The following is a 24,698-nucleotide window of genomic DNA, read 5'->3' as shown; positions in this document are numbered from 1 at the left end:
GCGGTCGGTCTCTTATTTAACGTTCAGGAAGTCAGGCAAGTGGCCAACACAACGATCGGCGTCAAAATCGATGAGACCCTGAAGAATCGGCTGAAGCGCGCCGCAGACGGCGTCGGCCGGACCCCACATTGGCTTATCAAGCAGGCTATCTTCTCGATGCTGGAGAAAGCCGAGCGCGGCGAAGGCCTGAACGGTCTGATGAATGAGCGGCCCGGCGGCATCGATTTGTCCGACGTCGCCAATACTGTTGACATCCACCAGCCGCCATTCCTGGAGTTCGCCCACAATATCCAGCCCCAGAGTGTGCTGCGCGCGAAGATTACCGCTGCCTACCGGCGCCCGGAACCGGAATGCATCCCCCAGCTCGTTGCAGAGGCCACCCTGCCGAAGGCGACGGCTGCCGCTGCCCAGAAGCTTGCCCGGTCCCTGGTTGAGACGCTTCGCGGGAAGGATAAGTCCGGCGGCGTGGAAGGGCTCATTCACGAATACTCACTGTCGAGCCAGGAAGGCGTGGCGCTGATGTGCTTGGCCGAGGCATTGCTGCGTATTCCCGACCGCGCGACTCGTGACGCCCTGATCCGGGACAAAATCGGTCTCGGCGACTGGGAATCCCATCTGGGCCATAGCCCGTCGGTATTCGTGAATGCCGCCACCTGGGGTCTGCTCATCACCGGCCGTCTGACGGCCACGACCAGTGGTAAGTCGCTCTCCAATGCGCTGACCAAGCTGATTGCCAAGGGTGGCGAACCTCTCATCCGCAAGGGTGTGGACATCGCCATGCGGATGATGGGCGAGCAGTTCGTCACCGGCCAGACCATTGCCGAGGCGCTGGCGAACAGCCGCAAGTATGAAGCCCAGGGTTTCCGCTATTCCTACGACATGCTGGGTGAGGCCGCCGTCACGGCCGCCGATGCCCAGCGCTACTATGCCGACTACGAGCAGGCCATCCATGCCATCGGCCGGGCCTCGAACAAGCGCGGCATCTACGAAGGGCCGGGCATTTCCATCAAGCTGTCGGCGCTTCATCCCCGATATAACCGGGCTAATTTCGAGCGCGTCAGGAATGAGCTCCTTCCCCGCGTCAAAGCGCTGGCGGTCCTGGCTCGCCGCTACGACATCGGGTTAAATATCGATGCTGAAGAGGCCGATCGGCTCGAAATCTCACTCGACCTGCTGGAGAGCCTGTGCTTCGACCCAGATCTCGCGGGCTGGAATGGCATCGGCTTTGTGGTCCAGGCCTACCAGAAGCGTGCGCCGTTCGTGCTGGACTGGATTATCGACCTTGGACGGCGCAGCAGCCATCGGGTCATGGTGCGCCTAGTGAAAGGTGCCTATTGGGACAGCGAAATCAAGCGCGCCCAGGTCGATGGGCTGGAAGGTTTCCCGGTCTACACCCGCAAGGTCCACACCGACGTCTCGTATCTGGCCTGTGCCCGCAAGCTGCTCGGCGCCCCGGACGCGGTCTATCCGCAGTTCGCCACCCACAATGCCCAGACGCTGGCGACCATCCATACTCTGGCAGGCGAGAACTACTATTCAGGCCAGTACGAATTCCAGTGCCTGCATGGCATGGGCGAGCCACTTTATGAGGAAGTCGTTGGCCGGGAAAAACTGAATCGCCCATGCCGTATCTACGCTCCGGTCGGTACTCACGAGACGCTGCTGGCCTACTTGGTGCGGCGCCTGCTGGAAAATGGCGCGAATACCTCATTCGTAAACCAGATTGCCGACAAGGAAATCCCAGTCGATCGCCTGATTGCAGACCCAGTCGAGACGGCCAAGGCTATCCAGCCGCTCGGCGGCCAGCATCCCAAGATTTCGCTTCCGCGCGACATCCTTGGGCAGCGGCTCAATTCTTCTGGTATCGACCTGTCGAATGAGCAGCGTCTGGCATCGTTGTCCTGCGCGCTGCTGTCCAGTACCGACCAGAACTGGAAAGCCGTTCCCATCCTGATAGATGGCGTGGCAGCGGAAAGCCCGCCCGAGGAGGTCCGGAACCCGGCCAACCATAATGACCTGGTCGGCTATGTTACCCCCGCCACCTCGCGCGAGGTGACAAGAGCGGTCGATGGCGCGATTGCGTCTCTCCCGATATGGCAGTCCACGCCGCCCGCGGAGCGCGCCCAGTGCTTGCAGCGAGCAGCCGATATTCTGGAAGACCGGATGTCGCACCTGCTGGGGCTGATTGTACGTGAGGCGGGTAAGACCCTTCAGAATGCCATTGGCGAAGTACGCGAGGCCGTCGATTTCCTGCGGTACTATGCCGACGGCATTGCAGAGTTTTCCAACGACACGCACCGGCCGCTCGGGCCGGTGGTCTGTATCAGCCCGTGGAATTTTCCGCTGGCAATTTTCACGGGCCAGGTTGCGGCAGCCCTGGCCGCAGGAAACGCCGTCCTCGCCAAGTCAGCTGAGGAAACGCCACTGATTGCGGCTCAGATGGTACAAATCCTGCTGGAAGCCGGTGTGCCGACTGGTGCCGTGCAGCTCTTGCCAGGTGATGGTCGGGTTGGCGCCGAGCTAGTGGCCGACAGCAGAATTCGTGGCGTGATGTTCACGGGCTCCACCCAAGTCGCCCAGCTCATCCAGAAGCAGCTGGCCCCCAGGCTCAGCCCAGACGGCCAGCCCATTCCGCTGATTGCCGAAACCGGTGGCCTGAATACCATGATTGTCGATTCGTCGGCTCTGCCGGAGCAGGTGGTGACCGATGTCATCGCCTCTGCCTTTGACTCGGCCGGTCAGCGTTGCTCGGCTCTGCGGGTGCTGTGCCTCCAAGAGGATGTCGCGGACCATGTGCTGACCATGCTTCGGGGCGCCATGGCCGAACTCTCCATCGGCTCGCCAGACCGACTGTCGGTCGATGTCGGCCCGGTCATCACGTCGGAGGCCAAGGATGGCATCAACAAGCATATTGAAGCCATGCGTGGGCGCAAATTCCGCGTGGAGCAGCTCGAACTGCCCCCGGCGGCCCGCCTCGGCACATTCGTGGCACCCACAATTATCGAGCTGAAGCAGTTTTCCGACCTAACGGCGGAAGTGTTCGGCCCGGTTCTCCATGTCGTGCGCTACCGCCGCGATGACCTGGATGCCCTGATCGGCCAAATCAACGACTCCGGCTATGGCCTGACCTTCGGCCTGCATAGCCGCATTGACGAGACGATTGCTCGCGTTACCCAGCAGGTGAATGCCGGAAACTTGTATGTGAACCGGAATATCATTGGTGCGGTGGTCGGCGTACAGCCCTTCGGTGGACACGGACTGTCAGGTACCGGCCCGAAGGCGGGCGGTCCGAACTACCTCCGCCGCCTGCTGTCCGTGGCTCCGGCAAAGAAACCGGGAACTCAGTCTGCCATGAAGAATATTCTGGCGGCGGCCTACCAGGACTGGCTGAAGCAGAACGACCATAAGAAGGAGGCCGAGCTCTGCGCAGGCTTCATCGCAAGAAGCCCGCTGGGGTGCAGCCAGGAACTGCCGGGCCCGGTCGGTGAGCGCAACATCTATATGTGCATGCCGCGCGGAACCGTGCTGTGCAATGCAGCTTCGCAGTCCGAGATTCTGATTCAGGTGGCGGCTGCTTTTGCCACCGGGAACAGAGTTATCGTGGACGGGCAGCATAAGGGGCTGTTTGCCAGCCTGCCGCCCGCTCTGACCAAGTTGTTTGTCGATGGCCATCCGGCAGTCGCCTTGTTCGAAGGTGATGGCGATAACCTCGGGGCATTCGCGACCAGGCTCGCCAACGATTTTGCTCATGTGGTGCCGGTCTTGGCCGTTTCAGCTGGGCAATACGAGAGCTTCCCGCTGGAAATGCTTGTAAGCGAGCAGAGCATCAGCACAAACACGGCCGCCGCGGGTGGAAATGCCAGCCTGATGAGCATCGGCTGACCCGGGAAGCCGAATAAGGGAGGAGACAACAATGCCGAAGCCAAATCGCCGTTTGCCGCGCGCAAATGGAATGATTGTCGCCCCGCAGCCCGAGGCAGCCAATGCAGGTGCCGAGGTGCTGGCAAATGGCGGCAACGCCATGGACGCCATCCTTGCCTGCGCGCTGGTACAGGGTGTGGTCGACCCGTTGATGTGCGGCGTTGGTGGCTTCGGCATCATGCATGTCTATGACCCGAGGACCAAGAAGCAGACAGTCTATGTGGGCCTCGGCGCATGTCCGAAGGAAGCTTCGAACACCATGTGGCAGGACCGCTATGTCGGCGATACCGTTGACGGCTTCGGGTACATCGTGCGGGACTTTGTCAACGAGAGTGGCGCCACATCGGTATCCACTCCCATCATCCTGGATGTCTTCAGGAGGGCACACGAGGCCTTTGGGAAATGGAGCTGGAATGACCTGTTCCAGCCCGCAGTGGACGTCGCGAATGATGGCTGGATTATCCGGCCCCATGTCTACACCGTCATCAATCAGAATGAACGCAAGTACGGGCGCTTGAACTATGGCGAGAAGCTCGGAATCACCGAGGGCGGCAGGAAGCTATACCTGGATACCCAGGGAGAGGTGAAGAAGCCGGGTAGCCTGGTCCAGAACCCGGATATGGCGCGAACCCTGGCTTTAATCGGCCGCGAAGGCGCCGACGTTTTCTTCAAGGGCTCACTGGGCGAGCATATCACGTCTGAAATCCGCAAAGACGGCGGTTTGGTCTCGATGGCGGACTTGGCGGACAGCGTTGCGGAACTGGCCGACCCTATCAACGTGACGTATCGCGGGCGTCGCTTTTCGTCCGTCCCGGCGCCGGGCGGCGGCCTGTATGTGGCGCAGGCGCTCAAGGTTCTGGAGCGTTTTGACCTCGCATCCATGAAGCACAACTCGCCGGAATACATCGCCTTGCTGGCCGAGGTAATGAAGATTGCAACGCGCGATAAGGACACGAGTTTTGCCGACCCGCGCTTCACAAAGGTTCCCACGGAGCATTTGTTGTCCGACGCTTATGCCGACCAATGTGCAGCACTTATCCGCAGTGGCGAGAAGGTTCTGACAAAGCGCTCGGGGCGGCTGGACTCCAAGCATACGACCCATGTCTCCTGCGTGGATAGGGACGGGCTGGTGGTCTCGCTGACCCACACCCTGGGCAATCCGTCGGGTTATGTCGTCCAGGACACTGGCATGATGATGAACGGTGCGATGAGCACCTTCGACCCGCGTCCTGGTAGCCCGCAGTCCATTGCGCCGGGCAAGCGGCGTTCCAGCACGATGTGCCCATCCATCGTATTCGAGGATGAGAAGCCAGTTCTGACGCTCGGTGCGCCCGGCGCCTCCTGGATTGGGCCTGCCGTCCTGCAGGTCACACTGAACGTGCTCGACTGGGGAATGGACATTCAGGAAGCGATATCGGCGGCCCGCGTGGTCGCAACGTCGAACATGGTCGACATCTCGAACCGCATCTCCACTAAGTCAGAGCGGGCCTTGAACGACATGGGCTACGAAACCCGCCGCAGCCACTACACCTACGCTTTCGCGGGCGTTCACGGCATCACCATGTGGCCCGAGCAGGGCCTGCAAGGCGGAGCGGACCCACAGCGCGATGGCATGGCCGTCGGCGTCTTCTGAGAGTTTCAGGCCTCGCTCCATCCACTCAATCACCATAGTCACAACGCAAACCAGCACTGAAAGGGTCTAGAAAATGGCGTTCCTCTCTCACAAAGTCCGTGATTCGCGTCTGTCCGAAATGCGAAAGCTGATGGAGCGGCTTCGGTTCGACGCCATCATTTTCACGGCCGCCGATTTCTTCCAGTATGCGACGAACTTCCACGTCGACGTCCAGACTTGGGAACGCCCCATCATGGTGGTCATTCCGCGCAACGGCGAGCCGCACGCCATCATGAATGAGCTGTCGACCCATCATATGATGATGGCCCGCGAGCGTGGCCACGTCTGGCTCGAAAACATCGAATTCTATGCTGAACATCCCAAGGTTTCTCAGCGTCAGTACCTGCTGCCGCAGTTACCCGAGATTGCAGTCGAGCTTTTCAAGAAGATGGGCCTGACGACCTCGCGCATCGGCGTCGACGGCATCCCAGGTTTCCTCGGCCGAGCCGCCGCGGCTCTTCCGGACATGAAGCTGGTTCCGAGCCTGTCCGACCTTCGCTCGCTCCGCTGGGTGAAGCATGAGGAAGAAATCGAGGTTATGCGGCAGGCCTGCTCTCTGTCGGACTGGCTTCAGGAGCGCTACAGGGAGAACATCCGGCCTGGTCGCTTGGTGCAGGAACTCGACTATCAGATGGCCACTCTGATGGTCGAGGAAGGCGCCAAGCGTTTCCCGGGGGCGAACCTTGAAGTCCTGCGCTGCTGGACCCTGAGTGGCCCGGCATCGGCCTCACCGCACGGCGATGGCGCTTCCTGTGGCGCCAAGATCAGCAAGGGCGATGTGCTGGTGAACATCGTCATCCCTCGCCTGAACGGCATCGTCATCGAGAATGAACGCACCTGGTTCGCGGGCGAAGCTTCAGCAGATCAGCGCAAGTACTATGAAGTTGCCCGGGCAGCCAACGAGGCGGCCACTGGCGCGGCTGTAGCGGGCAAGGCGGTCTCAGGTATCGATGCTGCAGCCCAGGACGTCATTGAGAAGGCTGGCTGCAGCCAGTATATCCGCCACCGTACGGGTCACGGCATGGGCATCCTCGGTCACGAATATCCGGATGACATGGCATTCAACAACCGCGCACTTCTGAAGAACGAAGTGTACTCGGCCGAGCCGGGCATCTACGTCTACGGCCTTGGCGGTTTCCGCATCGACGACACGGTGGTCGTCGGGGAAAAGCCGGAAATTCTGACGAAGTATCCCCGCAACATCGAGAATCAGATCGTTAGCTGATTTTACCTCAGCCGGGCACATGAAGGTGGCTACATTGGGAGCAGGGGTAACAGCCTACTACCTGGTGTAGCCATCTTTGCCGCTGGATGACCGGACCGGCTATGGGTGCCTGCGGACAGACCGGATGGCTTTCGTTGACGGCGAACTCAGCTTGCGTGGTCTGAGGGGGGCTGCGAATCGCTAATGTCTCGGTCATGCCGACGGTGCCATCGGGCAACACCAGTGCGCCAACAATGATGATTGCCGAGAAATCCTGCGACTACATTCGCGGCCGGAAACTAATGCCAGCTGCGAATTGACTGTTCCTAGTTATCTCAGGCCGTTCAGGGCGTACGGCACTACGCCAACACCAAGAAGGCCCAGCTCAGCGCTTCCTAACCGTCTTAGGCTGCTTCTTGGCGGCCTTGTCGAACACGGCAGCCAAATCCTCGACATCGATAGCCTGACCGGTCTCCAGCATGGCTCGGAACTGATCAACGGCCTGATCGATGGCGGCCAGTTCAGCCTTCTTGCGGACCCGGGGCGTGGCCGCGAACAGCTCATCGATATTGCGGCCGACCGCGGTGGCTATGCGACCCAGGTTCAACGCTGAGGCGAAATGGATGCCTCTTTCTATACGGCCGATTGTCTCAAGGGTGACCCCGACCTCCTCCGCCAGCTTGGCCTGAGATAGCCCGGCAGCCTTCCGGAAAACCCGGATTCTGGCGCCCAGGCCGACGAGTATGTCCCGCTCTTTCATGCCCGGGACCATGGTCCCAGAGGGCGAAAACTACCACGACGTATAGCGTTGTATTTCTTTGATTGCAGAATATAAAAGAGACGTATTACATCTTATTTGCGAGCGAGAGTCGGGTCTTGCTGGCGAATCGGGTCAAATTAAACCACGGGGTAGATTGGATGGCGCCGCTCAGGGTCATTACGGGCCGACTTCAGTACCAAAGCGAATATGAGATTCCAAAATCGGGTGAGTTTGCCAGATGGCCCGTTTGGCGTATCGAGAGTTCAGACGGTCAAGATGTCTCGTTAGAGAATGTGCAGGCGTTGCCAGTTATGCGATCCCACGCCCTGGTGGGCACTGATGCTACTTATGTTTTTACGAACGATGCCTGGCCGATTTTAATCGGCATGCGGTACGAGGATGGTCATATCGCGGATGGTTGGGCTGAATGGAAAGCCAAACGCATGGGCTCTGTCTATGCGTTCTGGATTGGACTTCTGATGATCGTGCCAATCATCCTTTTTGCGAACAATGATTGGTCAAAGACCGCAGGGTTCTGGTCTCTCGGCAGCGCAATCCTGGGAGCACTTCTCCTGGCCATTGGTGTCTTTGGCGGTTTGACCAACTTAATGTCAAAGAAGCCGACAAAGGAGCAAGTTGCTGCGGCGCTGAGATGAAGGGCTAATCGTCCTCCTGGTCGGCGCGCCGCTTAACGCCGCAGGCCGACCGCAAACCTTTCGGCAAGGCTGATATGCCGCTCGATATCCGGAAGGCACCCGTGCCGGTCAGCCATGCGGCGTAGGTCCATCAGGTCGTATCGCTCCGAATAGCTCTTGAGCGCGTCAAACGCGTCGCCCTCAGAGATATAACGCGCGAACGACATGTCCTTGCCGACCAATCGGTTCATGTTTCTCAGCATATCACATACGGTTTTTGAAGGTGTCGTGATCAGGCACTCTCGACCGAACAGCACCTCAGTGCTGAATCCAAAGTAGCGTTCCGTCGCTTCCATGTCATCGCGAGGCGCCGTCACCCAATGATCGACCATTCCGTCACCAATCTCAGACACCACCATCGGCTCCGTCGGTGGCATCATGTTCTGCCAACGGACAGCCACCGTGCGATAGTCCCCTGCTGCCTTCACCGCGGACTTGCCATACGGGATGGCAATCCAGAGATTGTCGTCTGGCTTCGTGATGAGGCCATGGTACTGAGCGGCACTCTTCAAGCCCACAACGAAGTCATTACTCAAGGTCGAAAGACCGGCGATCGCCATCAAGAACGGATCATACGCCTCAGCAAGATAGTAGACCCCGTGCATGGGATTGGTGATGGCGCCGTCATAAACCAAGCTGCGCAACGAACTCGGCTCGACGCCAGCGTGAACAAACTCACGGACATGCACCGGGCTGCGCCGCTCATTCAGGATGCGGAATATGGTTTCGAAGTGGCGCGACTTCTGGCTTTCGGGATTCCGCGCCAGCGTCGACTTCCATCTTGACGGCCCTCCAGAACGAGGTGGCACCTGCCGGATTTCGAAATCCCCACCCACTGCCTGCTTCTGCGCGTCTTCCATTTACTCGTCACCGGTTTTTGTTGTCGCCATATCTGTCGGCGTTCAAACATAACCGGTGTGCTTGCAAGACACGGAATTTCGGGCACAGTGGCTTGCCCATAAATTTCTGGCGTTCGCTTGACGACTGCGCGATGATTTGTTGACTGCCCGACCGCAAAGTTGACAAGTAGAAAAGCGTAAGGAGTAGGGCAGGGCAGAGTAGGCGACACCGGAGCGCGAGATGACATTGAAGGTCATCAAAGTTGACATCGCAGCATCGAAGCTGAGCGACCTGATTGAGGAAGTCGCTGCCGGTAATCCCGTCTCGATTGTGACAGAAGATGGTGCCGAGGCCGTGATGGTCTCAAAAACCTATTTCGAGAAAGCCGAGCACCTGATTAAATCTCCCCTGCTATCGAGCGGGTTCGCCGCGCCTGGAGAGAGCGATTTGGATCGTGCGTTGAAGGACGTCCGAGATACACCGAAGTCTCCAGGCACCCGAGGGTCGGATGCCGGGGGCTAGGTGTGCGCATCATCCTCGACACCGACGTCCTATCCAACACCCATAAACTGAAGCCCCACCCCAACTTGGTGCAGTGGCTCATCTCGACGCCAGCTGACACTCTTGTGACCACCGCCATTACGGTCGCCGAACTCCAGATCGGGGTCGATCGCCTGAAAGCCAGCAACTCACCGTCGGCTGGTCCGGCCATGAAGTGGCTATATGAAGCCGTGCTCCCCAGTCTGCCCATCATCCCATTTACCGGCGAGGCCGCTCTGGTTCTGGCCCGCATGCGGGAGACCCCCGCGCTCCATGACCTGGTCGTTGTGAACCCCCGTAGTAAGAAGTCAGTCCCGGGCGCCGACCTGATGATAGCTGCCACCAGCATCGCGGCTGGGGCGGCCATAGCCACCCACAACGTCCGTCACTTCATGAGAATCAATGACCACTTCGAACTGCCCGGCCTGTATGACCCGTTCGAAATGAAGTGGCATGCAAAGGCGGAGTGGCAGATGTCCCTACCGCTGGATGCCGCTCAATGAGGCAGAACAGGTGCCGTGACGGCGGACTTGCTAAAATAGATGTACAAATTTGATAACATAAATTCCAGAGTCGATAAATTTGGTGTGGCATTCGTGTAACACCGCGGTTCATCTGCACATTTTCAATGTGCTCACAGTTTTATGGTTGCATTTTTTTTGAACCTCACGTATCTACACAACCCATGGATTTCATCGCGCTCGTCACCTCTGACTTCGTGACCATCTGGCAGCTGCCGGATGCGATGATCCGTACCTACTCCCACATATCCTGACGCGCCCCACCTCGGGGTAACTGGAGTGGCGATCTCGCCCTCCAGCGCTGACATATATATCTGTCTGGTCACCACCAGCCGGATTTGATGTCGGCTCACTCCGGGGTTCAAGGCGCGCCAGATGCCTGAGCTAACCCTGGCCGGACTCTGTCCCAACCAGTCAGCGCAGGTCTGTACCCAGCCGTCATCCGCAGGCTGGCATCCCGCTTTTCGAACTATGGAGGCCTCTATGCAGGTCATTACTGCGCCCTTCGGCGCAAACGCCCCCCGTGTGTCTGCAGTAGACCGCGACACACTCGTCTCCACCACTGGCGCGACCTGGTTCTCGCCGGACGGCCAGCCCATTGCCCGGCCCACGTCCCGCGTCGGGCAGATGCTCGCAATGGCTATCCGCGGCAAGCGCAGTCAGCCTGAGCAGGTCTGCCTTCCAGTTGGCAAGCCGCTTCCCATGAATTGGGTAACTGACCGTGATGCCTTTGTCGCGGACCGCTATTGGCGGAAGGCTGAAGCGCTCACGAAACTGACGGTGGGTTGGCCTGTCGCCGCGCCGAAGATTGTCGACCTTGATGCCCGCTGCGGAGTTCCTGGTGACTTCAGCTCGGCGGACTTTGAGGCGAACTTCAAGCGCAGCTGCCGCGCGCTCGGCATCCAGGTGAGCGCGAGCGTCCCGGGGCCGGTCCTGTATGTGCCGCACGTGAAGAGCCGTAACGAGCGCAGGCTCTCGCGGTTGGCGCGGCGGGAGCTTGAGCGCAGGAATGCGGTCACCAACGGCCGCCCTCTGCCGACCATCGAGATCGACCACAGCCAGCTGGACATCATCGTCCTGGACCACACTCAGAAGGAGCGCGTGCGATGAACCTCGTGAACCTCAAGACCGACGAGGTCGTCGAAATCGACCGCCGTGTCTACCGGGTCAAGTCCTGGGTCCCCGCCGTGCATTCCGCAATCGTCACCCTGAGGCGTCTGTCCGACGGCCTGGAGGTGACGACCAGCGACTGCCAGCTGCTCGACCTGAAACTCCAGGGCCGATTTCGTCGGCAGCGTGAGCTCACCGCTCACGCTGCTTCTCCCCTCTCGATGGCTGCCTAACAGAAAGGACACCGCCATGACCGACAATTTCCTGAGCCGACGTATGGGCCTGAGCTATCAGGACGTCGCGAACGATAACTTCAAGCGCTGGCCGCTTGAGGAGCGCGAATACGAAGAGGGGCTCGTCGTCCTCAGTTGCGAGACCGGCTACTGGGTGCACAACGGTATCAAGTGGATGCGTCCGTACGACTACATGGAGTCGATCCACGGGATTAATCCCGACTACAACGACGTCAGGGCGCAGTCACTGCTTGAGGTGGCACCGAAGGACGGCATCGTCGATATCGGGGTTCCGCTGCGGTACCTGCCTGACCGCTGTCAGGACTGCATCCCGCTGACGAGCCGCCGAGCCGCCCGCTAACCCTAGGAGAATCTACATGAGCACTTTTAGCGCGCCTGCGGGCGCCACGGGCATCGCTGTGCCGAATTTACAGCATGACGACACCATCGCCGCTCACAAGCCGAGTCGGAACGTCCTGAAAAGCGGACCGAAACGCCGTGGGAAGCCATGGATGGTCGGTCGCTTCCCCAGCCTAATGATGGGCGTGGAAATGGACTACGAGTCCTTCCTGGAGCGCGACCGCATCCGGCTGAACGAGACCGAGGGAAGCATCATTGCCTACGGCGTCCAGCCGCAGCCCATCCGCTTCACCTATGAGGAGAAGACCCACACCTACACTCCGGACGGCTTCATCCAATACGAAGACCGCACGATGGAGATCTACGAGGTCAAGCCGGAGAAAATCTACCGGCGTGACAAGGAGTGGTGGGACTTCATCACCCAGCTCTATGCCAGCCGTGGCGTCCACTTCGAGGTCTATACCGAAGTGGATATCCGCAAGCAGCCACGCCTGCAGAATGCCGAGCGGTTGCTGCTGGAGCGGCTGCACAAGCCGAGTGAGCGCACCCGCTATCAGGTCACCGAAGCCGTGGTTCTCCACCGGCCCCAGACGCTTGGCGACCTGCTGGTTCGCCTTGACTGGCCGAAGGCGTCCTTCGGCTACCTGCTGAACCTGGCCCTGCGCCGCCACTTCCACATCGATTTGCACTCAGCACCGCTGTCCCTCGACAGCCGGATCTGGGCTGCCAACCGCCGCTTCTGAAAGGAGACATGCATGCAGAAGCCCAACTACTGGCGCGAGTACTTCGACCTCGACGCCGAACTCTTCGACTTCGAAGGGCATGACCGGCAAGGCAACTACCTGCTCCGCAGCGCTGCCACCGGCACGTACCTCAAGAAGTCCGAGGACGAAATGAAGGAGCTCTGGTCCCGGGGACGTCTGTTCCGGGTCAGCGTGCCCTTCCAGTACCCCATCATCCCTGAAACCTACAAGGAGACGAACCATGAGTAATGTCATCAACTTCACCAAGGGTGAACGCCTGAGCCTTTCCGGCAAGGTCTACAAGTTCTTCGGTCGCACGAAGAACGGCTATGTCCAGCTGGAAGACCCGGATACCGGCGAAATCATCTCCAAGACCGACAATCAGCTGATGAAGCTGTGGACGGAGGGCGAACTTATCCGCGTCAAGGACAGCACGCAGTCCCTGATTACGGAGAAGGAAAAGCAGGAACTCAGCCGCCTTCTGTCTGAGTATCCGCAGCACATCCTCAACGAAATCAATCGCCGTTGGCACTATCTGAGTGCGGTTCGCGTGGCAAACCCGCCGCCGAGGTCGTACTCCGAAGCGGCCCTGGGTCCCATCATCTGTGAGGCAGCAGCGAACGATAACTCGGGCAAGAAGCCGCCGAGTGCCCGCCGCGTGTCCGAATGGGCACGGCTGATGATGCGCCACGGTCGCACGGACGGCGCCGACCTGCGCTGGCTGGCGCCGAGGTACTACCTTCGTGGCAATGCGGAACCGCGTTTCGACCCCGAAGTTGTCGGCGTTATCGATGACCAGATCGAAGTCCACTACATGCGGCGCAATCCGCAGCCGGTGACCAAGATCTTCAAATTCATCAAGGACATCGTCCTGCGGATGGCGCCGGACGGCAAGAACCCCATCTACATGGAAAATGGGAAGCTGAGGTTCCCGAGCCTTCCCACCGTGCGGAAGTACATCCGGCAGCTTCCGCTGGATGAGGTCATGCGCGCCCAGAAAGGCTCGGAAGCGATGCGGCGCCTGTGCATCCCAGTCCTGAAGGGCTCGGACGGCAAGTTCCCGCTGAACGAAGTCGAAGTCGACCATCACCTGCTCGACATCGTGGTCGTTGACCACGAGACGAGGCTGCCAATCGGCAGGCCTTGGCTGACTCTGCTGCTCGATCGCAAGAGCCGCATGGTCGTCGGCATGCATATCGGCTTCGAACCGCCGAGCTTCCACACCGTCGCGCTGGCGCTCAAGAACGCCATCGGGTGGAAGGATGACCTGTTGGCGAAGTTCCCCGACATCATCGGGGAGTGGCCTTGCTACGGCATGCCGGTGACCCTGTTCGTCGACAACGGCTCTGAATTCCACGGCGAGGACTTCAAAATCGCCTGCCAGGGTCTCGGCATTGAGGTCGTCTTCTGTGCCGTTCGTCGTCCGCAGCAGAAGGGCAAAATCGAGCGCCTGTTCCGGCGTATCGAGGAAGACCTGATTCACCAGCTTCCCGGCACCACCCGGTCCAACCCGGAGCAGCGTGGCGACTACGACGCGGTGAAGAATGCCGCCATCACGCTGGAGGCACTGTGGCACATGCTCGTCAAGTGGCTGGTCATGGTCTACTCGGTCTCCGAGCACCGTGGCATCGGCGACATTCCGCTCGATGCCTGGAAGGCGGGTGTGGCTGACTACCCTGTCCGTCTTCCCGACGACATCAAGGATCTCGACATCCTGTTGACGCGCACTGAGCTTCGCTCGCTGACCCGCAAGGGCATCGAAATCTTCAATATGCGCTACAACAAGCAGGGCGAGTTCATGCAAAAACTCATCAACCGGGCAGATAAGCCCGAGGTCGTGCGGGTCAAGTACAATCCGGACAACCTGGGTTCGGTCTGGGTGCTGGACTGGCGCAGCGGGACGTACTTCGAGCTCCCCTGCGTGGACCAGGAGTACGCCCAGGGCCTGTCTCTGCGCGAGCATGGCGTCATCCTGGCCAGGGCCAAGGCGCGCCTGAAGGAACGCGAACGCGTCACCTTCCACATGCTCATGGCCGCACGTCGCGAATTCCACGACCAGGTCAAGCAGCTTATCCGCGAGAAACGGTTCGCCCTGTCCAAGCGCATCATCAATGCCATTGGCACTGAGAACAAGCGTGCGGGCGGCGAGCGTCTCGACCCGGGTGCCGCCGTCAACACCACCATCACCGGCACGGAGTCCTTTGTCGCCACGCCTGCGGTCGACCTCAGCGCGGACAACGAGGACCTGACCATGGAGGATCTCGACGCACTCGCCGCCAAGTACGGCATCACCCAGACCGACAAATCTGTCGCCTAACCCACGGAGACCACAATCATGGCTACCAACGACAACACCCGCCCCACCGCCGCCACCAAGACCGCCCCCTCTTCGGAGGGGGCGAAGGCTCCCCGCATCCTGCTGCCCGAAACCCAGCGCGTGCAGAAGGTCGTGGACCTGCGCAGTGCCTACCTGGAGTACGGTCAAATCAAAGATGTGCTGAGGGCCATGCGCCGCCTGCGGCTCTACGGCAATTCTGGCTCCAGGGTCGGCGCATCGGCCGCCAGCGTGCTGGTGACCGGCCCATCAGGCAGCGGCAAGACGCGCCTGCTGCGCACGGCCGCAGAGATTGTGCAGCCCAAGGAAGACACCATTGGTGACGTGAGGCAGACCATCTGGCCGGTTCTGTACGTGCCCATCGACCCGGCGTCGACGCCGGGTGCACTGGCCCAGAAGTGCCTGCGCCTGATGAATGCCATGGGCGACAAGAAAAGCCGGGAAAGCGCATCCGAGCTCATCGACCGCATGGTGCGTCAGCTTATCAAGAATGGCGTCGAACTCGCCATCTTCGACGAACTACAGCATGCGGGTCACTACACCGACGAGAAGACGACCAAAGTCACGTCGAACTTCTTCAAGGCCATTCTCAACAAGAATGCCTGCTCGGTCATGCTGGCTGGCACCATCGAGGCAGAGCCCATCTTTTATAACAACGGCGAGCTGGTCCGTCGCTCCATCGGTGAATTCACCATGGACCGCTTCGACTGGAACAATCCTGCTGAACGCGCCCAGTTCATCGTGCTGCTCAGGATGTACGCCAAGAACATCCCGCTGGAAAACGCAGGGATGATTGCGGAGCCCCGGATTGCCTACCGGCTGAACTACCTGTCCGGCGGTCTGTTTCCGCGCACCACAGACCTGCTCGTCGAGGCGCTCGAAATCGCCCTGGAAGACGGCGTCACTGTGATGTCCGACGAGCTCCTGAAGGACATGGTGAACTGCCACAAACGGCCCCGCGACAAGGGCTGGTTCAACGTGTTCGAGGTCGATGACACCAAGGTTCCGGCGTCCACACCCATCACCGACCTGCCGGACCACCAGGTGAATGCCTACAAGGGTAAGCGTCAGCTTACCCCGGCTGCCGTCATGAAGGCTGCCTGACCATGAGCCGCGCCGTGAAATCTGACCCCACGGTGCGGCTCAATTCCCGTCCGCGCCTCTATGCCGATGAATCCATTCTCGGCTACCTGCTCAAAGCAGCAGGCGCCAACGACGCCCGCACCACCACCGAAGTCGCGGCCCGTGCCGGTATCCAGCTTCGCTGGCTCCCATCACTGGCAACCGTTCCTACCAAACTACGCGCATTGCCCACTTTGCTTGGCCAGCCAGCGGATGCCTTGCTCCGCGCGACATACTGGCCAGCCAAAGGCGGCAAGACCGTCAACTTCCTAGGTCACCAGATTGGCCATCAGTTCGTCACCACCGAGCACCGCCGATATTGCCCGGCCTGCCTGAAGGAGAATGGCCGCCATCGCGCCGTCTGGGACCTGAGCATTTCGACAGCCTGTGTCGAGCACGGGCGGCAGTTGCAGTCACGCTGCCCGAAATGCGAGGGCAAGCTCGGCTGGACACGGGGAAGTTCGACGCGGTGCCATTGTGGCGGTAATCTTTTGCGAGCGAAGGCCAACAAGGTACTGGCATCAGACCTGGTAGGGCTGAGGCAGCTCCAGGCCATCCTGACCGGTGGCAGGCTTCCCAAAGGCGTGCCTGACGTTTCGGTGGCCACGCTGATGGACTTGTGCCTGCAGCTTGGTGCTCTGGCAACCGGCATGTCCCGGCGGCCACGCCCCATCCGTATGCTGGAGCGTGGGATGGTTACGCATCTCCTGGTCAACGCCGGATGGCAGGTCTGCCAGGACTGGCCCCGCGGCATCCACGCACTGTTCGAGCAACTCCAGCAGGGTGCCGGTGGCCGCAACGGCCGGTATGGCATCGTGAAGTCCTTTGGTCGCCTGAGTGACTGGATGGTCGACCGCACGGTGGCGCCGGAGACCCAGCGTGTCGTCCGGGAAGCCCTGGAGGACTACCTGGATGCCGATGAAACCATTCGCTTCCGCACCAGGAAGGTGTCGCGGAACCGGACCGGCAAGCTCGTCACCCTGACGCAGGCCAAGAAACGCCTGAACCGCTCTGTCGTCCGTGTCGGCGCCGTCCTGAAGAAGCACAAGCTGGTGGAGGCATGGGACGGTGGTGGTAGCGGCGCCGCCATCCTGGTTCAGGCAGCAGTCGTCGAGCGCCTGCGAGGAGAGCTGGAAGGCCTGGTTGACCGGAAGGGCGCCCGCCGCATCCTGCGGGTATCGCGGATGGGGTTGGCCAAGGCCGAAATGGTCGGCTGGCTATGGAAGTCGGCAGGCAGCGGCCCGGCGGCCGAACTGTTCGGCAGGCCGTCATGGAAGGCAGACGGCCTGGAATCCCTGGTCGACCTGTTTTGCCGGGCCTGCGGCGCGAACCGGCCGCCCGACCGACGCGTCCGGCTGTCCGATGCCATCTCGTCCGGTCGCTTTGCGAAGGTGGACTTCGAACCGAAGTCGCTGCCCAGGCACCTGAACTCCGCCTGGGTCGACGAGAAATCCAAGGGCCTGGCCCGCATCGTCCTGAATGTCGACCGCCTGGTGCAGCGGCCGCAGCCGTCCGGCGGAGCCCTGACCATTCCTGAGGCCGCCATCGTGTTAAAGGTCAAGCAGGAGGTGGCGTATCACCTATGCCGCCAGGGCCTGCTCAAGACGCATTGCGAGCTGGGAGTGAACGGCCAGCTGGTGTCGTCCGCCGAGATGAAGCGGTTCCGCGAAACCTACGTGTTTCCGAGCCAGCTCGGGCTGGATGCTGGCAGACATCGAGGGTGGGCGGCGACGAAGCTGATGGCAACAGGCTGCAAACCAGTTTCGGGGCCAGGCGTGGATGGCGGGCGGCAGTTTGTGTTCAGGAGAACGGAGAAGCTGGAGCGCGTGCTGAAGCTGCATGCACCGGTATGAATTTGTGGGCGCCTGTGGCGATAACATTGCCTGCTGCACTTGAAAGGCTGACTATCCGTCTTGTGGGAATGCCTGAGTCGTAAGCCAGAATTACCTGGTTCAATGAAAAGCCAGATATGGGGGAAATATGGTCAAGTGTATCTACTGCCTTGAAGACAAGGCAGAGAAGGACATGAGCCTGGAACACGCCATTCCGCAGTTCCTTGGTGGCGCGCAAGCTCCAGACAAATACAAAACGCATTGCGTCTGCAAAACCTGCAACAGCAATCTCGGCCTCTTCGTCGATGCGAGCTTCGCCCGAAGCTTCCTCGTCGCTAATTGGCTGAAGATGAACGCGATGGATTTGTATCTTCCATCAGATCCAGGTGGCCTCCCCTTATACTGTATGGCAGTTATGGAATTGAATCTTCCGGGCATGACCGAGGACGATGTCTGCGAGTTGTATATGGGTCCGCTTGGCGAGCAGGTCTATTGGGTGCGACCACACGATGAGCGGTTGTTCTGGTACTCCGGAGGAAATCCCAGGACAACAAAATCGAAGGAGTCGCGCGCCTACTTCTTATTCTCCGAACGCTCACATCTCGACATCAATGCGACGTGGAAGTCATTCCGTGACGCGTTTTCTGACCGTCCGAAAGTGAAAAAGGTCATGGGGACAGTCGTCGATGGTGCAGACCCTGCAACGATAGGATTTCAGCCAGCCGACCAATTGGATGACGAACGGCTGGCAATCCTGACTAAGCTGGCAACAGGCGGAGATATCAAATCTGGTATCAGGTATCACATGGACTACGACTTCCGCTTCCTGGCCAAACTTGGTCGCGGCGTCGCATTCTGCCTGTTCGGAGATGCAGCACTCGACGGACCATACGCGGAAGAAGTTCGCAAAGGCGTATGGTTTAAACCGTCAGAGCCGCGCCCGGAGGTTCGAGGGAGCGGAAGCCTTGGTGCGGGTGCCGACGGCATCAAACAGTTTGCGGCTCACCCCCACGCAGTCAGCCTGCTCGTGAATATCGTCGGCAATGACGTCGTGATGACGCTGATGGTTGGAGACGGGATTTCTGGCGTCGTCGCCTGCTGCAGTGCCAACAAACTGACCGACGCTGACCGACACCACTTCACTTTTGGTCAAATCCTGCTGCTCTTCCCAGCGTTGCAAAAATCGTTGGAGCTACCGCTGCCCACATACCTCGCACACCGGAACTCGATGACAAAGCACCCCGGCCTGGACGCTATCGAAACCGAAATCTCCAAACGCTTCGGACATTTCAGGAAGATTGCGCAGGAGGAGCGAGCAAGCAAATAGATATGCTTGTGGCCTAAATCGAGGATTTGACTGGAAATGCAAGGATATCTAAAAAGTATTCCTAGATATTCCTTCACATTTTCCGGTCAAATCCTTGAGCAAACATTCGGCAATCGCAGATATACGCCCACTCAACACCACATTCCCGCCCAAAGCCGACGAAAGCATTTTTGGGTATCTTGCGAGGCTCGCCGAAGCCAATGACTCCCGCGTAGGCGAAGTCGCAGACCGTGCCGACATCAAACTGAAGAAGAGCAATTTCACAGACGCCGATGTCAAACGGATAGCGGCGATATCCCGGCAGTCCTTCGAAAAATTGCGGCCGCTCGCACCGGAAGTGAACAGCGAAGCCTCTTTTGTGCTGGGCTGTAACCTCGACAACCTCGGCGTCCTGATTAAGACCCGCCGTGTCTGCCCGAAATGCATCAAGGGCGAGCATGGCTACTACAAGGCCGTCTGGGACTGGAAATTCGTCCAGCACTGCCAGGAGCACAAACTGCGCCTGCTGACGCAATGCCTGGATTGCGGAAAGCACCTCGACTGGCGCACCAAATCCATCCGTCACTGCACATGCGGCACCGACCTGACCAAAGTGAAGGTCGAAAAGGCGGAAGCCGCCGACCTGCATGCCATAAAGGCCATGCTCGCCATCGCGTTTAGTGACAAGAAGGCAATCCCGCCGCTGCTCAAGGGCTTCGATACGTATTGGGCGTGGCTGGCCCTGTGCGATTTCGCCTGCCTGTCCCTGAAAACAAGGAAACAGATCTGGCCAGGCGCCACCGACCCCGGGCTGAAAGCGACCTATGGCGGGGACCTGAAGAAGCATTTCACCCCCGTCGAGCAACTACCGCCCCGGGAAAATGCCCGCCGTATGAGCCTGGGCGCGGTCGCGCTGGCCTTGGTGCCGGAGAAGCTGGAGCAGGCCCTGGTGTCGGAGCTCCGGCATCTCGATGCGATCGGATGGCCCAAGGGCACCATGGACCTGTACTGGTATCGGCGCATCAAGTGGGATGACGAGCATGACAACACGCCGCTCGTGAAACTGGTGGACCGCGCCAAAGAAAAGGCGGGTGTGAAGTTGAAGATGCTGCCCGTCACGTTTGGTGGGGGGCGGGAGTGAGACCTGCGGCTGGCTAGTCGGTACGTTTATTGGGGTTGTCCAGGTGGGCGAACAGCTCTTGCAAGCCGGTGAAAAGCTCCACTAGCACTCTGATATCGCCTGGTAGGAGAACGGACGAGGCTTCGACCAATCCCAGGTCGCTGACCCGAACCGTAATCAGTGAACCGCCAAGAATCTCTCTCCACTCTGGAACCTCGCCATCCGGGTCCGACACGAGATCAGTCCCGAGGGCCGCAGCCAGTCTCGCGTCCACCATCAGGTCGCTGTACCTCTGCAGGCAGTTCTTCCGGATTCGATTGGAATTCTCCGGGCTATTCGGGTAAAGGCGCATTTTCGCCCGATACTCTTCGAAACGCGTTACCACCGCATTCGCGATTTTTCCCCTGAAGGTGCGCTCTGCCCGGCGCTGCTCGTCGCCATCAGCGAACAGGTGCATCTGGGAGTCAGTCAGCCCACCCAATGCACGCAGCTGCTCATTGGCCAACATGGAAAACATGTAGGTGGATGGGTACCTGTCATCGGGAAGGCGCTGTGCCGCAACCTCCAGCGCTTCGACTGCGAAGGCCAGGTCCCCGGCCCAAGTCGCATAGTTCGCTACGATGAGTGCGTCAGATTGCTGAGTCATGCAGGCATCCCAACACTTTCCGAATCCGAAGCTTCTTTTTCGACAGCGCCGCCTGAAGCTTGGTGGCCATGTTGGCCTTCGGCCAAAAATACGTCAGCGTCACCGTCGGACTGGGGTACCGTGACATCACTGATGCAATGCCATAACCCACAGGATATGAGGGGTTCATACCTAAGCTTTTCTTCCAAAATGCCGCAAGCTGCTCAGCGGCATTTTTCGCATACGCCCGCTCATAGGAATTGGACAGGGTGGCCTTGCACTCGGCTGGAATGAAATCGAGCGTTGTCGGAATAGTGCTGCCAAAATTGGACACATCCTGTGCAAATATCGACACAGGTGCCACAAGGAAGTCAGGGCACCGGAACCGAAAGCCGGAGCCGACAGGTTGGTGGATGTGAACGATTTCACTGTTCGCGGCACCATAATGCCGGGTGTAAACCGACGCGAAAATGGCTTCGCCGAAATTGCCCATAACATCCATAGATGGATGCTTCCAGATGAGTCGCCCAAAGGGCTTGGGCGCCGTGACAGGACCCGACATCAACGCCGGGAAGTGGCCTGTGACGAGATAGTCGTCGAAATGGTCACCCATCTCCAGGATGTGCAACGACCCGGCGAAGCTCGCCGTGACATCCACGTTCGCGTTACCGATCGAGATAACACCGACCTTGGTGCTCGACCCATACAGACCGCTGCGCAGAACGATATCGAAATCCACTGAATGCCCCCTGCGACCCGAAACGAATGTTAACGAAGCAGGTGCCGTACATCTAGACGGTAGAGCAGCGGCGGCTGAGTACTTCCGTATGCATCCTTTCCAGATGATGTTGAAATCTGGGGATAACACAGGCTCCGTATCGACGGCCCTCTTCGACCTTGCCAGACTTTCACGGGAACCTGCCAGGGGGATGGGCGTGCCAAAAGCGTCGGACCGAAAACTCAAGAAGTTGATCGCCGATAAGGCAATCACCGCCATCTCCTTGGACACCAGCATCTTTGATCAGCGCGGGCGCGCACTCGAACACGGCCACCTGCGACTGATGAGCCAGTTCAAAACGGGCAACTACCGCTTCGTAATGCCAGAGGTCATCGAGCAAGAGCTGCGGCACCATATGGTGAAAGCAGCAAATGAGAGTAAAGCAGCTCTTGATACTGCAATGAAGTCTATCTGTAGCGCCTGGAATTTCCCGAGGCAAAAGCGGGAGGAAGTCGTGGCAGATGTGCTTGGAGACGCTGAACCAGCGGCTGGTGTGGACACGCGAATGAAGGCCTATTCCGCCAATACCGGCTTCGTACAGGTTGGCTCGAAAGAATTCCTTGATCCGACCAAGATGATCGAGATGTACATAGGCGTTCAGCCACCCTTCGAGCCAACAGCCAAGAAGAAGCACGAGTTTCCGGACGCCATGGCTTTGCTTAGCCTGGAGGCTTATGCCGAGAAGAACGATACCCAAATTCTGTGTGTAACCACTGATGGCGGCTGGTTCGCTTACGCCGAGAATTCCAAAGCGATTTACTGCATCAAGGATCTGGGAACAGCGCTTTCCCTGTTCCCGCAAAATGGCGAGTGGCTCGCTGGCGAGTTTGCAAAGCGGCTTGAGGAAAACGAGCTGCCCGAACTGGCTGAGGAAATCGAAAGCCAGGCGCGCAGCTATTTCGAAGGTGCGGAAATCGATGTTTCTGCCTCATCCAGCTACATGTACGAAGAGTACGTCAATAATCAGGTTTTGAACGGTGTCGAGCTCGATTACACCTCCGCCATCCTGGTCGATGGCGACGAAGAGACCATATCAATCGAGCTAACCGGGACAGCCAACGTCAAAGTCGAGGTGGATTTCAGCTTTTCCACTATAGACGGCATCGACAAGGACGAGATCTCCCTTGGTTCCGACGAACACAGAGTGGAAACCGACTTGGAGTTCAAGGTCGTGGTTACCATCCCCAAGGACGTCCATGGCAAGATCGAGGAGTTCACGGTCGAGGTTGACCACTTCGACACGTCAGTCGACTTCGGTGGTGTAGAGCCGTCCTTCGGATGGGGCGACTACGACGACGACGATGGCGCCGAGCCAGATGAAGACGACGAACCAGAGGCTGACCAGGAGGATTAATCCCTAAATGGGGTTAATCCGCGGCGCCAAAATCGCCTGCGAAAGCCAGAGTCACTAATCGATAGCAGTCCGGCAGATGGCGCACGCTATTCGGTTATAGGGACAATCGGAAGGACATGGAGACGTATCTCAAGACAGAGCTTGGAAACGACTACAATAAGGAATTCATTGAAACCTACCTGACCCAAGGTCCGGAGATGGTGGATTTCTTTGTCAACGAAATCGGCATCCCCTTCAACGTCCAGTACAAGATGCCCGACTACCACCCGACACAGCCTGGCGCCTCTCAGGGTGGCCGGTCCCTGCACGTCAAACCGGTGAACGGCAGTATTCTTGGCAAGGAACTGCGCCGCCTGCGACCCTTGATGCGGGAACTTTCCTTGTTCGGCATGGGCGTAAGCTCCGGTTCGGATCTCAGCCATTTCTACAAATTTGGCCGGTCCGTGACTTCTACCATCCGTGTGATGACCCTTCTGACCAAATACGGTTACGACATGGTCCGCCACGGGCGCGGTCAGGCTTTGGTGAACGGCAATGCGCTAATCGCCCGTCTGGCACGAGCACTCCTCGATCTCGGTACTCCGATTTGGACCTCATCCCCCGCCAACGAACTCATCATTGAAAACGGTCGAGTGGTTGGTGCGGTTGTGAACAGCTACGGCCGCAATATCCGGGTTCGGGCTTCACGAGGCGTCGTGCTCGCCAGTGGTGGCTTCGCTCACAATTTGGAGCGCCGATCCGCGGTGTATCGCCATCCCGCACTGGCAGATGAGCATATCTCCCTGACCGCGCCGGGAAATGTCGGCGACGGTGCGCGCATGGCGGAGAGCGCAGGCGGATATGTCGATGTCGACGTGAAGAACGGCGGCGCCTGGATGCCGGTTTCCCGAGTTCCGCGTCCAGACGGCACTTGGGGCGCCATTTTGCACTCCGTCAACCAGGGTAAGCCGGGCATGATCGCCGTGCTTCGCACTGGTAAGCGCTTCTCTGACGAGAGCATTTCATACCACGACTTTATCGAGAACCTGATTGCCCATCCGGATGCCGGTCGTCCGGCAGGCGCTTTCATTATCTGCGACCACCGTGCATTCAGCAAATACGGCCTAGGCTACGCAAAGCCGTTCCTTCCGATCGGCAAATTGGTCGAGAGCGGTTACCTGTATCGGGCAAAAAGTATCGAAGACCTTGCTGACCAGCTTGGAATTGACCGCGCTACTCTGTCGAAGACCGTCTCGGACTACAACCGGCACGCCGCCAATGGTGAAGATCCGGAGTTCGGCAAGGGCGAAAACGCTTACGGGCACTATCTGGGTGACGGCAGCGGCGGTACCAATCCGAACGTGGCGCCGCTCGACGAAGGCCCCTACTACGCCGTTTGGATGTACGCAGGCGACATCGGCAATTTCGCTGGTATCAGAACGGATGCCAACGCGCGTGTCGTCTCAAAAGACGGGTCGCCAGTCCCGGGCCTCTTCGCTGTCGGCAACGACATGGCGAGCGTCTTCCGTGGTCGGTACCCGGGCGGCGGCTCCCTGATTGGTCCGGCGATGATCTTCGGCTTCGTGGCCTCCAAGTATATGGCGGCGGAGGCAAAGGGCGCAAAGCCGTTTGCCTGAATAATACTCCG

22 protein-coding genes and 1 pseudogene are annotated in these 24,698 nt (G+C 59.3%); 19 read left to right on the top strand and 4 right to left on the bottom strand.

The genetic code is table 11. The annotated features are described in order from the left end of the window. Positions 1-39: 39 nt before the first annotated feature. From putA to OJJ21_RS22110, 4 genes are all read left to right on the top strand, one after another. Positions 40-3,882, top strand: coding sequence for a trifunctional transcriptional regulator/proline dehydrogenase/L-glutamate gamma-semialdehyde dehydrogenase (putA, locus tag OJJ21_RS22125; protein WP_297689952.1), 3,843 nt, complete (start codon positions 40-42; stop codon positions 3,880-3,882). A 31-nt stretch (positions 3,883-3,913) separates the two neighbouring features. Continuing rightward, positions 3,914-5,554, top strand: coding sequence for a gamma-glutamyltransferase family protein (locus OJJ21_RS22120; protein ID WP_297689950.1), 1,641 nt, complete (start codon positions 3,914-3,916; stop codon positions 5,552-5,554). Positions 5,555-5,627: 73 nt separating this feature from the next. Next, positions 5,628-6,818, top strand: a complete 1,191-nt coding sequence (locus OJJ21_RS22115; protein ID WP_297689949.1) for a Xaa-Pro peptidase family protein — start codon at positions 5,628-5,630, stop codon at positions 6,816-6,818. Positions 6,819-6,988: 170 nt separating this feature from the next. Next, positions 6,989-7,117, top strand: coding sequence for a GMC oxidoreductase (locus OJJ21_RS22110; protein WP_366093582.1), 129 nt, complete (start codon positions 6,989-6,991; stop codon positions 7,115-7,117). Between the two features lie 65 nt (positions 7,118-7,182). Here OJJ21_RS22110 and OJJ21_RS22105 read toward each other — a convergent pair whose 3' ends face one another. Further along, entirely contained in the window at positions 7,183-7,557 is a 375-nt protein-coding gene (locus tag OJJ21_RS22105; RefSeq protein WP_297689947.1) for a helix-turn-helix transcriptional regulator, read from the bottom strand. A gap of 158 nt (positions 7,558-7,715) precedes the next feature. On the opposite strand from OJJ21_RS22105, the gene OJJ21_RS22100 reads away from it, so the two are divergent. After that, on the top strand, positions 7,716-8,213 hold the full coding sequence (locus tag OJJ21_RS22100; protein WP_297689945.1) for a hypothetical protein: 498 nt from the start codon (positions 7,716-7,718) through the stop codon (positions 8,211-8,213). Between the two features lie 32 nt (positions 8,214-8,245). On the opposite strand, the gene OJJ21_RS22095 is transcribed toward OJJ21_RS22100, so the two are convergent. Continuing rightward, positions 8,246-9,112, bottom strand: coding sequence for a hypothetical protein (locus OJJ21_RS22095; protein WP_297689943.1), 867 nt, complete (start codon positions 9,110-9,112; stop codon positions 8,246-8,248). Between the two features lie 220 nt (positions 9,113-9,332). Here OJJ21_RS22095 and OJJ21_RS22090 point away from each other — a divergent pair, with 220 nt between their 5' ends. The 12 genes from OJJ21_RS22090 (at position 9,333) to OJJ21_RS22035 (ending at position 20,335) form a co-directional block, all read left to right on the top strand. Beyond that, entirely contained in the window at positions 9,333-9,614 is a 282-nt protein-coding gene (locus tag OJJ21_RS22090; RefSeq protein WP_297689941.1) for a hypothetical protein, read from the top strand. Positions 9,615-9,616: 2 nt separating this feature from the next. Further along, entirely contained in the window at positions 9,617-10,135 is a 519-nt protein-coding gene (locus OJJ21_RS22085; protein WP_297689938.1) for a PIN domain-containing protein, read from the top strand. Between the two features lie 501 nt (positions 10,136-10,636). Further along, on the top strand, positions 10,637-11,263 hold the full coding sequence (locus OJJ21_RS22080) for a hypothetical protein (protein WP_297689935.1): 627 nt from the start codon (positions 10,637-10,639) through the stop codon (positions 11,261-11,263). Beyond that, on the top strand, positions 11,260-11,496 hold the full coding sequence (locus tag OJJ21_RS22075; protein ID WP_297689933.1) for a hypothetical protein: 237 nt from the start codon (positions 11,260-11,262) through the stop codon (positions 11,494-11,496). The genes OJJ21_RS22080 and OJJ21_RS22075 overlap by 4 nt, the downstream gene beginning before the upstream one ends. A gap of 16 nt (positions 11,497-11,512) precedes the next feature. Beyond that, positions 11,513-11,857, top strand: a complete 345-nt coding sequence (locus OJJ21_RS22070) for a hypothetical protein (RefSeq protein ID WP_297689931.1) — start codon at positions 11,513-11,515, stop codon at positions 11,855-11,857. 16 nt (positions 11,858-11,873) lie between these two features. Then, positions 11,874-12,599, top strand: a complete 726-nt coding sequence (locus OJJ21_RS22065) for a TnsA endonuclease N-terminal domain-containing protein (RefSeq protein ID WP_297689929.1) — start codon at positions 11,874-11,876, stop codon at positions 12,597-12,599. Positions 12,600-12,611: 12 nt separating this feature from the next. Further along, the gene (locus OJJ21_RS22060) at positions 12,612-12,848 is read left to right on the top strand and encodes a hypothetical protein (protein WP_297689927.1); all 237 of its coding nucleotides are present in this window, start codon (positions 12,612-12,614) and stop codon (positions 12,846-12,848) included. Further along, positions 12,841-14,916: a Mu transposase C-terminal domain-containing protein gene (locus OJJ21_RS22055; RefSeq protein ID WP_297689925.1), complete on the top strand. Its 2,076-nt coding sequence runs from the start codon at positions 12,841-12,843 to the stop codon at positions 14,914-14,916. Before OJJ21_RS22060 ends, OJJ21_RS22055 begins: the two co-directional genes overlap by 8 nt. A gap of 18 nt (positions 14,917-14,934) precedes the next feature. Beyond that, complete coding sequence (locus OJJ21_RS22050) at positions 14,935-16,038, top strand: TniB family NTP-binding protein (protein WP_297689923.1); 1,104 nt, start codon at positions 14,935-14,937, stop codon at positions 16,036-16,038. A gap of 2 nt (positions 16,039-16,040) precedes the next feature. Further along, positions 16,041-17,909, top strand: a complete 1,869-nt coding sequence (locus tag OJJ21_RS22045) for a TniQ family protein (protein ID WP_297689921.1) — start codon at positions 16,041-16,043, stop codon at positions 17,907-17,909. Between the two features lie 127 nt (positions 17,910-18,036). Continuing rightward, on the top strand, positions 18,037-19,215 hold the full coding sequence (locus OJJ21_RS22040) for an HNH endonuclease (protein ID WP_297689919.1): 1,179 nt from the start codon (positions 18,037-18,039) through the stop codon (positions 19,213-19,215). A gap of 94 nt (positions 19,216-19,309) precedes the next feature. Beyond that, a complete protein-coding gene (locus OJJ21_RS22035) occupies positions 19,310-20,335 on the top strand; it encodes a TniQ family protein (protein WP_297689917.1) in 1,026 nt (341 codons plus the stop codon). 13 nt (positions 20,336-20,348) lie between these two features. On the opposite strand, the gene OJJ21_RS22030 is transcribed toward OJJ21_RS22035, so the two are convergent. Both OJJ21_RS22030 and OJJ21_RS22025 read right to left on the bottom strand, forming a co-directional pair. Continuing rightward, positions 20,349-20,960: a hypothetical protein gene (locus tag OJJ21_RS22030; RefSeq protein WP_297689915.1), complete on the bottom strand. Its 612-nt coding sequence runs from the start codon at positions 20,958-20,960 to the stop codon at positions 20,349-20,351. Next, entirely contained in the window at positions 20,944-21,678 is a 735-nt protein-coding gene (locus OJJ21_RS22025) for a hypothetical protein (protein ID WP_297689913.1), read from the bottom strand. The genes OJJ21_RS22030 and OJJ21_RS22025 overlap by 17 nt, the downstream gene beginning before the upstream one ends. An 88-nt stretch (positions 21,679-21,766) precedes the next feature. Between OJJ21_RS22025 and OJJ21_RS22020 the strand changes: the two genes are divergently transcribed. Continuing rightward, positions 21,767-23,071 (top strand): PIN domain-containing protein, encoded by a 1,305-nt coding sequence (locus OJJ21_RS22020; protein WP_297689911.1) that lies wholly within the window; start codon positions 21,767-21,769, stop codon positions 23,069-23,071. Positions 23,072-23,178: 107 nt separating this feature from the next. Beyond that, positions 23,179-24,687 (top strand): annotated as a pseudogene (locus OJJ21_RS22015) (FAD-binding protein); the annotation flags it as partial. Between the last annotated feature and the right edge of the window lie 11 nt (positions 24,688-24,698).

Origin of the sequence: Ferrovibrio sp., assembly GCF_025869515.1 — a bacterium.
GTDB lineage: Bacteria > Pseudomonadota > Alphaproteobacteria > Ferrovibrionales > Ferrovibrionaceae > Ferrovibrio.
Note: the sequence above shows the minus strand (reverse complement) of the source record. Positions and strands in the feature narration are given on the sequence as shown.